This is a genomic window from Xenorhabdus hominickii (genome assembly GCF_002632725.1).
Lineage (GTDB): Bacteria > Pseudomonadota > Gammaproteobacteria > Enterobacterales > Enterobacteriaceae > Xenorhabdus > Xenorhabdus hominickii.
The window spans coordinates 1-12,382 of the sequence record NZ_NJAI01000005.1 but is presented as its reverse complement, the minus strand read 5'-3'; the positions used below and the strand labels follow the sequence as shown (position 1 = coordinate 12,382).

The following is a 12,382-nucleotide window of genomic DNA, read 5'->3' as shown; positions in this document are numbered from 1 at the left end:
CAGTTTATTTAACTGCTCATCACTAAGATATTCCGACTCTTTTATCGCATCATAAAAATCCCTGTGCTCCCGGCTAAAATTATCCAAATAGATATTATACGCCGGGTCCCAGATAGGTTTCTTTATGGGGGTAAATTCAATATTATTGATACCACTCGGTTTTATCACCATGATATATTCTTTTAACTTTGGAATGGTGCCCCGTTTTTTGACGCTGGTCATTTTCAGGCCACTGGCTTCACTCATTTTAACCGCAATGATTTTAATGGCATCGTAGCCAAATATTTCTTCACACACCTTCACTAAATTAAAGACTTCATTATCATCGATAGAGATAGCGATCATTCCTTCCGGATGCAGTAAGTTTTTAGCCACGAGCAGCCGTGGAAATATCATATTCAGCCAATTTGTATGACGCCGACCCGATGTATCATTGAACCTGTCGTTATAGATAAAATCCTTGCCGGTGTTATAGGGCGGGTCGATATAGATCATCTTTATCTTTTTGTGATAAGACTTTTGCAGCAACTTAAGCACGTCAAGATTGTCGCCTTCAATAAACAGGTTTTCGGTCGTATCCCAATTCACACTCTCTTCCTTGCATGGACGTAGCGTACCGGTTGATGGCGTCTGGGCAATCTGACGGGCACGCGCCTTACCCTGCCAAGTGAAGCTATAGCGCTCGTCTGAATCATCAACGGCCTCACCCAGCACCGCTTTTAAGGCGTCAAAGTCGATTTTTCCTTCCGAGAATACTTCAGGGAAAAGCTGCTTAAGTTGAGCGATATTTTTTTGCGTGATACCCGCGCTCTTAGACTCCGGGGGGTTCAGGGTGATGTTTTCAATGGTCATCAGAGGAGTTCCATTTATTGCCACTGTGCAAAACTGGGATGGTTCCGATATCGGAATTCCGGCATCGAATGAATATCAAATAGTTAGGATTGCAGATACGAAAAAGGCCGCCTCAGCGACCTTCGATAATTTGGTGGAACCTCTCGGAATCGAACCGAGTCCTAATGCTCTTCAGGCATCCGCGCGAACCCTCTACGCCAAAGTTCCAGAAATGAAAAAAGCCACGCCATGCGCAGCCTTGAATTTTAACTAGTCGGTCTGACCGACAGGTTGAGTTATCTAGGGGGATCGAGGTGTTGACCACGCCACCCAAAATCACATATAACATATTGATTTAATAGTGATATAGGTGTTGACCGACCATGATCGAGTTGAACCTCGTTTCGTGAGTCTAAGCGTTCAGCCTGCTTCCAATTAATACCAAATTGTTCCATTGGAGTTTTACCGTCTGCAAAAAGCTCAGAAATAATTTCTTCAGCCATTTCGTCTATTCGCTGCATTGAAATATTCATCTAAATATCCCGCAAGTCTGGGATTTTGAACTACCTAGGATTCTTAGGTGGTTGGATTTACGACGGTGGAATGCTATTTCCCGTTCGGCATCTTTCTTGCTGCCCAGTAACGATCATGTTCTTCCGGTGTCGCGCTCTGGTCTTCGAAGGCATCGCCGATTTTCAAGCCATCTGGCAGTAATGCCCAAGCGACATAAAAGTACCGAGGCTCAAACTCCTCACCTATCCATCGGTAGATACCGCTGTATTCCCCATCCCAGAAATTGACATACCCAATGTGCCAGCCATCGCAAGGATTCAAGACCAGTACCTCTTTGCCATTCATATCCGGCGTGGGTTGTTCAGATGCAGGACGGATAACTAAAGATTCGGTGATTGGTGCAGACATTCATTCCCCCAGAAAGCAAAAAACCCCGCCGAGGCGAGGTCTTAAATATTCGTAGTGAGTATAGTTACAAGTTCCCACTATTTGAAGATGGTACGCCAACTTTATGCAAAATGCAAATATTGTCGATGACATAAACAGTTTATTTTGTCACCTTGCTAAATGCAGCTTCCGCATGGCTTTCTTCGGTGTAGCACTTACCCACAAGCTTTTCATAAAAGGGTTTCCAGTTGCGAGACCATGACGATTGAGTCAACTCAGGAATAAGCGCCTTGATTGCTGTATAAGCCACTGACGAGGGCACTTTGCTGTAACCCCGCCCAGAGCACCGAGGGCAGATTTTATGAACCGGCACACCCTGCAATGCCGTCTTTTCCTCATCAAGTACCAATCCTCGCCCTTTGCAACGACAGCGATTTGACAGAACGCCTTTCCCGTTACATTTCTGGCAAAGCTCACCCACTTGCTCCGTTTTAATCCACGGCTCGATAATCACCACGCCATCGGCACGAGTAATGCCGGGATGCTTCTCAACCTCCTTCATCCCGTAGATCAGCCCCTTTCCTTTGCATTCCGAACACTGACAGATTGACGCGGCTGAACGGGCGTAATCCTCAAAGGCCATCTTGGATAAGATCACCAGACACTGCCCCAATTTATTCCCTGTGGCCTTCGATATCAGTTTAGGGACAGTTCGTCTTGCGTATCGGGTCAACGCCTCTACGGTGCTGAACTTGTCTTCTTCACTGACATCATTCTTGGCGAAAAATGCCGCCATGCCGAACTTGGCCTGTGATTCAGCCATCCCTAAAGCCGCCGCGGTATCCATGCCTTTCATTCTGTCCGGTGCGGTACTGGTTGACGTATCACTAAATGTCGGAGACTTCGGGTGAAAGTGTTTTAATGCTGATTCCAGTTTCATTGTTATGCTGTCTCCTGCTGCTTTTTCACAAATTCCCGTTCTCTGGCTTGACAACCTTGCTGGAGCAGGTCGTTAAAATCCCCGAGGTCGGGCCATCTCACACTGACACGCTCTATGTCATTATTGGCTTTCAGGTTTTTATTGGCACAGGCATAGGCGGCCGCTTCCCCGGTGGCGCTCCAGTCGTTATCTGCAAAAATAATGAGGTGCTTAACACCACGCGGGGCGATAAATTTCGCCATATGCCCGGCGTTCATGGTTGACCACGTATTCACCTTGTAGATCTGCTTACAGGACAAGGCGGTCTCAATCCCCTCGGCAATGCCCAGCGTGGAAGCTACCGGAAACAAACGGATTGCCACGGATTGAGCATGATCAAGATAAGTCTCTTCCTGAAGTGACATCATCTTTCTGGTGACCTCCAGCGGGGCTTTTTTCTCCCCGTCCAGATAGGTTCGGTGCAGGTAACACAACTGGCCGCGTGAGTCTGTCGCCAGTGCCCACATTGCCTGATAATCCCCTTGGTAGGTCGGCTGCTTTTCACAGAAGCGGATTTGTTCAATCGGGTGATGGCTGTAAATTCCCCGGTGCTGGAGGTATCTTTCCGCCGAGGTGCCTTTCAGTTCCGGCATGCGTGAGTAGTGGGCGATCATCTTCTGGCGCTTATCCGCGACGGTACTCACCTTGGGCTTCGGTACCCCGTTTTCACGCTGAATACCCAGTAACTGATCAATCTCATCGGCCAACACTTTGAATTCTTTCCCCTGAGTCAATCTGAGGAGTGCCCAGCCATCACCGGCATTGCAGGTACAGATGAATGTTCCGCGCCCGTCACGGTCATCAATGCGGAATTTGCCCTTTTGCTTACAGATTGGGCACTTCCCTTTAAAGTGTTTCCTGCCTGTCACGGGAGGCAGGCCGTAGTATTCGAAAACTTTAGGCCAGTGCCCAATAACCGCCTCGGCCGTATTGATTGTGTTCATCGTGTGCCTCCCTGAGAGGACTGAATGGATAACGGGTCACGGATATCGCGCACCTTTTGGTGGGCTACTTCAAGGCGCATTTCCTGCTGTTCGTTACTGGACGGTTCCGACTTCTTGCGGGATTTAGCAAAAGCAATTTGCTTGTGCTTGATGAAATTGTTCACTTCGGGGGTCAGTTCCTGTGGGGTATCATGGAACCCGCGAGGCCAGATGCCGAACTTGTCTTTAAATGTATTGGATACCCAACCATCACTGACGGTCTTGCCTTGTGAAGCCCGCTGATTTTGGTAGTACTTCAACTGGGAATAGAAACTCTGCTTTTCGGTCTGGGTGTAGATGCGTTCTTTCTTGCTGAGCTTCTGGATAGTGCGGCTGGTATCGACATCAATGTCTTCCCCTACCAACGGCTTAAAGTCGCATTTCGGGCAGACGTAAACCCCGGCGGGCTTCATGTAATGGCAGGACGGGCATTCTTTGGGTAACTTTTCCCGCTTCTCCTGCTCCCGGTAACTGGAACTGGACTTCATGCCGTCATGCTTGCGGGGCAGCTCGTCATATTCGATATCGTCAGGGTAGCCGAGTCGGTGAACGGTGCCGGAGTGATCGAAGATAAGGCAGGCTTCTTTGCCCGGAGCAGTACGCAGGCCCCTACCTAGCGCCTGAGCCCATCGGATTTCAGACTTTGTGGGTCTCGCGTAGATAATGCAGCGGACATCGCTATCGAACCCAGCCAAAAGACATCCCACGTTCACTAAAACCTTGGTCGCGCCTTGTTCAAAGCGGTGAATCATAATCTGGCGTTCTTCGTGGGAGGTCTGCGCTGTAATGATTTCGGCATTGATCCCTGCGCGATTAAACTCCACGGTCACAAAGTTGGCATGGCTGACGGTGACACAAAAGCAGATGGTCGGCTGGTTATTGCCATTTGCTAACCAGTTACTGACGATATCGCCCACCAAATCTGCGCCGCACATGATTTCGGCAATCTCATCTTCTTTATAATCACTGCCGTATTCAGCACTTTGATTGCTTTTTACGCCGCTTAAGTCGGGTTTGGTGGGCGCATAGAATTCGTACTTGCTCAGATCTCCACGCTGAATCAGCTCTTTCATGGTGGTCGGCTTAATCAGCTTTTCGTAGTAAGCCCCAAGGAACGGGGAAAAAGGTGTGCCCGATAATCCGATCACCGGAATGTCACTGTCACGGATAATTTCCAGCATCCGCTTACGGCGTAAGTGCGCCTCATCAATAATCAGTAAATCGATATTGTCGGGAAACTCACGGCGGATAATGGTGTCGGCTGAGGCAATCTGAATTAACCGGGTTGGGTCATAATTGGGATGGTCGCACCACACGTAACTGATTTCGTGTTCCGGTAAACCATACTCTGCAAACTTTGTTGCCGTCTGGTCTACGAGGATCGTATAAGGCACGCAGAACATCACACGCATTTCACGGGATACATAACCGTCAGTGATGAAAGCCGCCAAGCCTGTCTTGCCTGATCCCGTTGGACTGTACACCATGAAGGTACGGTGCTGTTTCCAGTTCTGACGCAACAGGCTTAAGCCGCGTTCCTGTGCAAAGTTGGGGGTAATTTCTAGCATGACGTCACCCCTGTTTATTTTCCTGAGTTCCCGTGCGATACTTTTGTGCAGGTAACTCTTCGTTAGTGCCTGTTGCAAGATCCGAATCAGTCGCACTCGCCAAAGTTTCGCTGTTCGGTTTCTTGCCTCCTTTGATTTTCAGTTCGTTTTTCCACTCATTGATAATCCGTTTGCTGTCTTCGGCGTGAGCGTCTACAGGCATATCGTTGTATTGGCGCGCATAATCGATTTTATGGAAGTGCGGGTTTGTTATTGCTGGTGCGACAATGCCAACGGCGCGTTTAACGTCTTCATCGGTAGGGACACGATCAAGGTATTTATTGAGCGTCAATGTGCCAGTATCCGCTAAGTGCTCAGTGATTTTTTTCAGTTGCTTAACCGCACGAAAAACGTCTTTTACGCTCTCGTTATTCGCTGATGGCATCGCTTCACCTTCGATCACCTCCCCGTCAATGAACAGTGGAATGCTGTCGATGAATGCGCCCCGGTTGAGGAATTTGTTTACTTCGGCTGTGGTGATGATCGGGTAGGCCTTGACTAATCCGAACAGGGTTACCGCCATTGATTCATCACGCCATGAACTCTTCCCTTTGCCATTTCGGATGGCAGCAATCAGTGCATCCTGATGTTTCAGGCCCAGCAAATCGTAATCACCGACCACAATGTAGTGAGTGCTCAGCGCTTCCAGATTCACGGGCTTTGCGTGGCTATTGTGGGGCTTGTGCGGCTTCCTTTCTGGTGAGTTTTTATTCACAAACTCCTTTGCTTCGCTCTCGCTCATTCCGATTTTCACCAGTGCGGCAACAGCTTTTGCTGGTTTCCATGCAATTAATTTTTTGTGTTTTGCGATGATTTCTTCTGCTTTCTTATTGAGATTCATTCTTATTTATCCAAAAAAATAGGGGGGTACATATTTAGTACTTTTCGTGACTGCCAATTTTTTTGGCTTTTCCCCATTTTGATAATTATTCTCACTTGGCTGTTTTTTCATGTTCAGCCCTAGTGATCCCCTAACCTCCGTTCCACAGCCAGAAGACACAGCCATTTTCGGTGTTACTGGCTGGCTCCTTGCCCTAAAGCGTTTCCTGATTTGGGCTTGTCCTCTGGCTGTGCTTTCGGGGCTAACAACGGCTCTTCGGTATAACCTTTCATAGATCTGTAATTTTTCTTGAAGAACAATCGAAGCCATGTGTTAGCAGCCCTAGCGCCGGTGTTATCCCTGCGATGCGGCACAGGATCTTCATCCCGCCTAAGTTTGTAGACGTAAGCGTATTTATCCCTCGCGTATTCCCTTGTGGTTGAGTTCATGGCGGAAAGCATCTTTTGAATCCATTCCGCATCACCCGGATGATAAATTTCGGGCATTGTTACGTTGTGGGTTGGGTGTATATTCACGATTGGAATTGGCCTTTCTACGTGCCGAACGGACGTGTTCGATACGCAAAATTACTGAGGTCAGATTTTGATTAAGTTTTGTTTAACAAAAATACAGAATTGTCATCTATCCTGAGATAGATGATGTTATTTGGTAGGTGTGCTTTTTCAGCACAGAGATGTTAAAGAGCAGTAATTTAAATTGAGATACTATCCACGACGATGAGCTGGGAATGGTTTTAGCTCTTCCGCTTCAACTCGCCCATCAAGGTGGACAATAACAGTAATTTTTCTCCCGACTGAGAGAGCTTTACTGATGGCGCTTTGATTAATTCCAAACAGGGAGGCGGCTTCCTCCTGCCCTTTTTGGAATACAAAATCTGATAACGGAATTTTTTCCATGTCATCCTCCTATTAAGATCGACACAAGTATCACTTATAGTAATATAATAGTCAACACTAACGGTGATTGGTAATTATGACTTTAAGTTATAGAATCTAGTAATGAAGAAGATCCCATTGAGCGACGAGCAAATATCGGACGCAAACCGCCTCAAAGCAATATATGAGGCAAAGAAAAAAGAGTTAGGACTGTCTCAAGAGGTGCTGGCTGAGAAGCTAGTAATGGGGCAGAGTGCTGTTGCGCAGCTATTAAATGCGAATAATGCTATCAGTGTATCTCATGCAGCTAAATTCGCTGAAATTCTGGAGATTACAGTAGATGATTTTAGCCCATCTTTAGCAGCAGAAATTGTCGAGATGGCTCAATACGTTCATGCATTGAGCGAACGTATTGAAGCAGTGAAGCCAGCCAACAACCAGTTAACGAAACAACAGAAAGAGCTATTAACACTGTTTGATAACTTACCTTCCGAAGAAGCAGAGCGGTTTTTGCGTGAAATGAAAGCAAGATCAAATCATTTTAATGCGATTTTCGCTGAGATGATGGCAAAACGCGGCATTAAAGCAAGTTAGCAAAACATATATCAATAGTAAACAATCACTATTTGAAATGTTAACCACGTCATAAATTTTATATAGGCCGCACCTCGCGGCCTACTATCAGAATCTCACCAGCCCTCCCTGCGAGGGCTTTTTTGTGCTCTTTCCCTACATAACTATCAGTCAAGTCGAACAGTAAAACACCAGTCAGTGATGTAAGTCACAATATCCATCCATTCTAAAAATTTATTTCTTTATTAATCAATAGTATCACTATTGGTGATAAAATAATATTACCAATAGTGTTGACTAGCATATTACTAAAAGTGATAATAAAAGCATTCAAGGCACACAGCCAAAGATGAAGCACCACCGCTCCTTAACAGACAGCGCTGAAAAAGCGCACCATTCTTACCAGTTGGTTACTGACTGAGACGTGAAGACTACTCAATCACAAATCAACTAAGGGGGATGATATGCACAACTTTCATGGCTACAACAATGCAAGAAAAAGAAGGCATGAGCGTAGAAAGGAGCAACAAGAGGCATATAACAAGGATAAAGCCATCAATATGGCGTTAAAGACTGCTCTCAATCCTGAAGAAATGACAATACCAACACGACCAGTATTATCACTGAACAGAAAAGCAATGGATCGTGTTAATAAAGCAATTTCAGTTCAAACTACTCCAAATTACGATAATTTCAATAACTGCTGTCTTCCCAATGCAGCACTCTATTCAACCAAAACCAAATCCCGCCGTCGTCTGGAATCAAGCGGAATTACTGCCAGAGTGTGATGTTTTCTTTATTAAAGATAATCTTGAATTGAAAAAATTACTCCGCATTCAATAAAAGGTAATCATGAAAACCTTTATCTTCGGCGCAATAGAGCGCTCCAACATGAAACAAAGGCGACCTATATGTATTAAAGCTCAGGCAACTAATGAGCAGGAAGCAAAAAGGTTATTAGCTCCTACATATGTAATTTTAGGTTGGATGGGTCAAATAGTTAATCGTAACTGAGATAAATAATATTAATTCTGAGGGGAATTAAACATGAACAATAAACTACAAGCAGCCGTCGAAATTGCAGAAGAAATTGAAGCCTCAATATTTCCCGTAGTGTCTGCAACTCAAAATGAAGCTGAACTGGATGCTTATTTAATGTGTCGTGGCGTACATCGTCAAACTTGTGATTTAGCCCAACGGTTAAGGGATATAAATAAAGAATATATCACGTCAGATAATCAGGCATTCGATGAATTGGAAGGCGTTGCGAGTGAAATAGAAAGTCTAAGAACATATGTTTCTTTATTAATGGATACGGATAAAAGTCTGTCCGGTGCACAATTACTTAGTATTGCATTGGCCGCAGTATTTAATATAGGCAAAGAAATAGCACGAGTCCGAGGAGTTGAATATTCATGAATAATATTTACCGTCATACTAGCGTTAGTAATATTCGAATAAATGAAATGAGTGATAGCGACCTACAGTTTTTGGCATCATCAAGCGATGAGGTCATTTACTCAATAACAAATGGAATGAAGTCTATTGCTAACTTAGCTAATGCAGCGGCTAATAGTGAAGAATACTCTTCTGATGATGCAATGACTGATCTTGATAGATTATCACGACTGTTTTCTATATTGCCTCTTATTATCGAGGCTGAGTATGAAAATAATGTCAATGCAAGGCATGAATTAAGAGAAAGAAAACAAATAAAAAAAGAAGAAAAAATAATTCAATCAATAAGGAATAACCATGAAAATACTTAAACCCATCGAAACCGCAACCAACCAAGATATCCAAATTGAAACGCGTGAAGTCTATGTCGTTCGCGGTTCCGGCAAGACTTATCTGAGTGAGAAAGGCGCACTGAATAAACTGACTTACGTGCGGGCGCAAAAGCAGTTTAATGAAGAAGGCAGACCAAGTAACTTCCCTGCCGAAGAAGTCATTCAGGAAGACGGCACTTCTGCATTGCGCAATGGGAAAATGCGCCCTGAGTTTATAGAACGACATGCTCAGGTACTGGAAGAACTGAAAGCAGATATTAGGCAGGTAAGAAAAATTGCTCGACTTAAAAAGGAACACATAAAGGCGATAGAAAAACACAGAAAAACCCAAGATGAATTAATAGCTATAGGAAATAAACTTTTCCAATTGCAATCAAAATAATAAAACAATAAACACGTTTTAATTACAGCGCCATTGCTGGGGACTCGTTCGCTCTGAAAACGGGAAATATAAAATGACACAATTAACTTTGCTTGAAAGAAAGCGAAAGGCATTTATTCACGCCAAATTGGATTCATTACAAAAGAAACATGGTTGCCATTCTGTAATAGTTAAAGTGAATGGAACTAATTGTAGGCTGGACTTAGATGAGGAAATATTGATTCTCGCTTTAATTAAGTTCTTTGAAGATGGACTAGACGAGCATCAACATAAATTACATGAACTTATAAATACATATGACAGCTTCATTACCAAATTCGGAAATTTAACCGCAGAAGGTAATGAATTTATGCGTGAGATATTAAAAATCATTGCCAAGAAAACGGAGCCAATAAAATGAAAAATGAAACCTATTTAGATATTGCTAATACAGCAATTCAGATGGAAAAAGAAGAGAAGTATGACCTTGCCGCTTCATATTGGGGAAAAGCCAGAAGTGTAGCCACCAGTATTAATGCTCAATTATGGTCTGAATATCGTCAGGAACATAACGAAAAAAGGCATTTATTACATACCGGCTATAGCAAAGCAAAAATAACTCTTCGGGAGGGATTGTGATGGCGAAAATAAAAAGAAGTAAAACTCAGCAAGGATTTATGGGAATGACCATCCCTCAAGGAATGCGTTTAGGAAAAGACGAAGAACGTGATTATTTAAATTCAAAAAAATATATCGCCAATTTCTCAACAGAAGGCGAATTCCTAAGAGTACCACTTAATAGAGCCATGCGACGTCATGCAAAGAAAATGAAGATTGAACTTAAGGAAGCAGAATAATGAGCAAGAAAAACGAATTGATTACTATCGATTCAAACAAGCTGCCAGTGATCGAATGGCAAGGTGTTCGTGTCGTTACCACTGAAACGCTGGCGGCTGGGTATGGTGCTAGTGCAAAAAATATTCAAGACAATCTCTTGAACAACAAGTCACGGTTTATTGATGGCGTCCATTATTTCAAGCTCGAAGGGGATGAATTACGTCAGTTTAAGAAGGTACCCGATAACATCGGGTTGGTTAGTAAACATACAAGTCAGCAGATTCTATGGACTGAAAAAGGCGCTGCTCGTATGTCGAAAATCGTTGATACCGACGAGGCATGGTCTTTCTTTGAAAAAATGGAATCAGCTTACTTTCACCAGAAAAAACCCGCAACCAATCCCCCCGCTTTACCCGGTGATTACATTGCAGCTCTGGAAGCATTGCTGACAACTGAAAAAGAAAAGGTCGTCATTACTCAAGAACGTGATGAAGCTCGCCGCACCAAATCACAGATCAGTCGCAGTCGTGAAGCTCAGGCCCTCGGCAAACTCAGTGCCGCCGCCCGCAAATGCCGAGAACTGGAAGAACGCCTGGGCGAAAGCACAAAACACGCCACGGTTACGGCGGTGCAGAACGCCACAGAAAAAGAATACCAGTACGCCCCACTCCGCAAATGGTGCAAGGAAAACAACATCGAAGCGGTGAAGGTTCCTGACACCCGATATGGACATGTTAAGTCATGGCCTGCCGAAGCATGGCTGGCGGTACACGGTGTGGATCTCAAGAAACTGTTTGGCAAAAAGTGAGGTGATGAAAATGGAACAGACAAAATACATTGTGACCTATTTAGGTGATTACTTGTGCGGACATCGCCACACACTGCGAATTTCTATGGAGGCTCATGATGCATTGGAGGCTATCGCAAAATCACAGGCGGCACTTACCGATGATCGACTGACCTCAACCCATCACTCCCTCTTCTCTGTGATGCCGGAGGCGTTCAGCGAAAAAACAATTACTGCCTTAAACCAATGCTCAGACACATCGGAGGTGAAGTCATGATCATTGCTTCTGATTTGTTACGCGCTGCCTTGGTTTGTATCGCCAAAGGAGAGCAAACAAAGAAACACCCCGGATTAACCGGGGTACATATCACCCGACAGCACCTCGAAGCCACTAACGGACATGTTGCTGTTCGCATGGAACTCACGGAAGAGAACAGTATCTTCTCCGATGACGATGCCACTGATACTGATCTGGTTATCCAGTTCTGGGGAAATATTCCGGAAAAAGCAGTAATGACTGAGATTCAGTTAGGTGAAAAAGCGAGAGCCGTACATTTCAAAGAAGAAGACAAAATTGAAGGGCTTACTCATCTGGAAATTATTCATGGCAGATTCCCTGATTTGAACAGGATTATCCCGACAGAGAAACAAAATGTTGTTCCGCCCCTTCTGGCTAAATATCTGGCCTATCCCGCCAAAATGTTTGATGAAGCGATGGCGGTAAAAATCGAACCTTCCGGCATGGAAAGTGGTTGTCTGTTTCGGTTTGATGCCGATGTTAACAAACTCTATGGCAATCCTGTTTTTGTGGTCATGCCTTGCAGGGAAAACGCTCTTGAGATAGGCGAACAGAAAGTCAGAGAACTGGAGGCAGACCGTGACTGAGGAACATCGCCAGCGGGCAGATATTGACGATGTGCTTGTTAAGGCCACATTCCACATTGACGACGGCAGGGATCACACGCAGCGGATTATCCACCGCATGAGACGTAACCAACATATTCATGAGGGCATCTGC

21 protein-coding genes and 1 tRNA gene are annotated in these 12,382 nt (G+C 44.7%); 12 read left to right on the top strand and 10 right to left on the bottom strand.

Annotation, left to right across the window (positions count from 1 at the left end; translation table 11 throughout):
- The 10 genes from Xhom_RS15005 to Xhom_RS14960 all read right to left on the bottom strand — a co-directional run.
- A partial coding sequence (locus Xhom_RS15005; protein WP_420855266.1) for a site-specific DNA-methyltransferase occupies positions 1 to 846 on the bottom strand: 846 nt, incomplete at its 3' end.
- Positions 847 to 983: 137 nt separating this feature from the next.
- A tRNA-Phe gene (locus Xhom_RS15000) sits at positions 984 to 1,059 on the bottom strand.
- Positions 1,060 to 1,127: 68 nt separating this feature from the next.
- Positions 1,128 to 1,364 carry a hypothetical protein gene (locus Xhom_RS14995; RefSeq protein WP_069318229.1) on the bottom strand — a complete coding sequence of 79 codons (237 nt, stop codon included), beginning with the start codon at positions 1,362 to 1,364 and terminating at the stop codon, positions 1,128 to 1,130.
- A gap of 73 nt (positions 1,365 to 1,437) precedes the next feature.
- Positions 1,438 to 1,752 (bottom strand): hypothetical protein, encoded by a 315-nt coding sequence (locus Xhom_RS14990; protein WP_069318228.1) that lies wholly within the window; start codon positions 1,750 to 1,752, stop codon positions 1,438 to 1,440.
- 139 nt (positions 1,753 to 1,891) lie between these two features.
- The gene (locus Xhom_RS14985; protein WP_069318227.1) at positions 1,892 to 2,671 is read right to left on the bottom strand and encodes an antitermination protein Q; all 780 of its coding nucleotides are present in this window, start codon (positions 2,669 to 2,671) and stop codon (positions 1,892 to 1,894) included.
- 2 nt (positions 2,672 to 2,673) lie between these two features.
- Entirely contained in the window at positions 2,674 to 3,654 is a 981-nt protein-coding gene (locus tag Xhom_RS14980; protein ID WP_069318226.1) for a DUF7146 domain-containing protein, read from the bottom strand.
- A complete protein-coding gene (locus Xhom_RS14975; RefSeq protein ID WP_069318225.1) occupies positions 3,651 to 5,261 on the bottom strand; it encodes a DEAD/DEAH box helicase in 1,611 nt (536 codons plus the stop codon). The genes Xhom_RS14980 and Xhom_RS14975 overlap by 4 nt, the downstream gene beginning before the upstream one ends.
- Positions 5,262 to 5,265: 4 nt before the next feature.
- The gene (locus Xhom_RS14970; RefSeq protein WP_069318224.1) at positions 5,266 to 6,141 is read right to left on the bottom strand and encodes a hypothetical protein; all 876 of its coding nucleotides are present in this window, start codon (positions 6,139 to 6,141) and stop codon (positions 5,266 to 5,268) included.
- 173 nt (positions 6,142 to 6,314) lie between these two features.
- Positions 6,315 to 6,656, bottom strand: coding sequence for a hypothetical protein (locus Xhom_RS14965; protein ID WP_145957467.1), 342 nt, complete (start codon positions 6,654 to 6,656; stop codon positions 6,315 to 6,317).
- Between the two features lie 189 nt (positions 6,657 to 6,845).
- Positions 6,846 to 7,037, bottom strand: coding sequence for a Cro/CI family transcriptional regulator (locus Xhom_RS14960; protein ID WP_069318222.1), 192 nt, complete (start codon positions 7,035 to 7,037; stop codon positions 6,846 to 6,848).
- Positions 7,038 to 7,139: 102 nt separating this feature from the next.
- Here Xhom_RS14960 and Xhom_RS14955 point away from each other — a divergent pair, with 102 nt between their 5' ends.
- From Xhom_RS14955 to Xhom_RS14905, 12 genes are all read left to right on the top strand, one after another.
- On the top strand, positions 7,140 to 7,610 hold the full coding sequence (locus Xhom_RS14955; protein ID WP_069318221.1) for a helix-turn-helix domain-containing protein: 471 nt from the start codon (positions 7,140 to 7,142) through the stop codon (positions 7,608 to 7,610).
- Positions 7,611 to 8,053: 443 nt separating this feature from the next.
- The gene (locus Xhom_RS14950; RefSeq protein WP_069318220.1) at positions 8,054 to 8,377 is read left to right on the top strand and encodes a transcriptional antitermination N peptide; all 324 of its coding nucleotides are present in this window, start codon (positions 8,054 to 8,056) and stop codon (positions 8,375 to 8,377) included.
- 64 nt (positions 8,378 to 8,441) lie between these two features.
- Complete coding sequence (locus Xhom_RS45965; RefSeq protein ID WP_145957466.1) at positions 8,442 to 8,603, top strand: host cell division inhibitor Icd-like protein; 162 nt, start codon at positions 8,442 to 8,444, stop codon at positions 8,601 to 8,603.
- 33 nt (positions 8,604 to 8,636) lie between these two features.
- Positions 8,637 to 9,008 (top strand): hypothetical protein, encoded by a 372-nt coding sequence (locus Xhom_RS14945; protein ID WP_069318219.1) that lies wholly within the window; start codon positions 8,637 to 8,639, stop codon positions 9,006 to 9,008.
- The gene (locus Xhom_RS14940; RefSeq protein ID WP_069318218.1) at positions 9,005 to 9,358 is read left to right on the top strand and encodes a hypothetical protein; all 354 of its coding nucleotides are present in this window, start codon (positions 9,005 to 9,007) and stop codon (positions 9,356 to 9,358) included. Before Xhom_RS14945 ends, Xhom_RS14940 begins: the two co-directional genes overlap by 4 nt.
- Positions 9,345 to 9,761: a hypothetical protein gene (locus Xhom_RS14935; protein ID WP_069318217.1), complete on the top strand. Its 417-nt coding sequence runs from the start codon at positions 9,345 to 9,347 to the stop codon at positions 9,759 to 9,761. Before Xhom_RS14940 ends, Xhom_RS14935 begins: the two co-directional genes overlap by 14 nt.
- Positions 9,762 to 9,834: 73 nt before the next feature.
- Complete coding sequence (locus Xhom_RS14930; RefSeq protein ID WP_069318216.1) at positions 9,835 to 10,161, top strand: hypothetical protein; 327 nt, start codon at positions 9,835 to 9,837, stop codon at positions 10,159 to 10,161.
- Positions 10,158 to 10,379, top strand: a complete 222-nt coding sequence (locus Xhom_RS14925; RefSeq protein WP_069318215.1) for an ANR family transcriptional regulator — start codon at positions 10,158 to 10,160, stop codon at positions 10,377 to 10,379. Before Xhom_RS14930 ends, Xhom_RS14925 begins: the two co-directional genes overlap by 4 nt.
- A complete protein-coding gene (locus Xhom_RS14920; RefSeq protein ID WP_069315732.1) occupies positions 10,379 to 10,597 on the top strand; it encodes a hypothetical protein in 219 nt (72 codons plus the stop codon). Before Xhom_RS14925 ends, Xhom_RS14920 begins: the two co-directional genes overlap by 1 nt.
- The gene (locus Xhom_RS14915; RefSeq protein ID WP_069318214.1) at positions 10,597 to 11,385 is read left to right on the top strand and encodes an ORF6N domain-containing protein; all 789 of its coding nucleotides are present in this window, start codon (positions 10,597 to 10,599) and stop codon (positions 11,383 to 11,385) included. The genes Xhom_RS14920 and Xhom_RS14915 overlap by 1 nt, the downstream gene beginning before the upstream one ends.
- Positions 11,386 to 11,395: 10 nt before the next feature.
- Complete coding sequence (locus Xhom_RS14910) at positions 11,396 to 11,641, top strand: hypothetical protein (protein WP_069318213.1); 246 nt, start codon at positions 11,396 to 11,398, stop codon at positions 11,639 to 11,641.
- Positions 11,638 to 12,249 (top strand): beta clamp domain-containing protein, encoded by a 612-nt coding sequence (locus Xhom_RS14905; RefSeq protein ID WP_069318212.1) that lies wholly within the window; start codon positions 11,638 to 11,640, stop codon positions 12,247 to 12,249. The genes Xhom_RS14910 and Xhom_RS14905 overlap by 4 nt, the downstream gene beginning before the upstream one ends.
- The last annotated feature ends 133 nt before the right edge of the window (positions 12,250 to 12,382 follow it).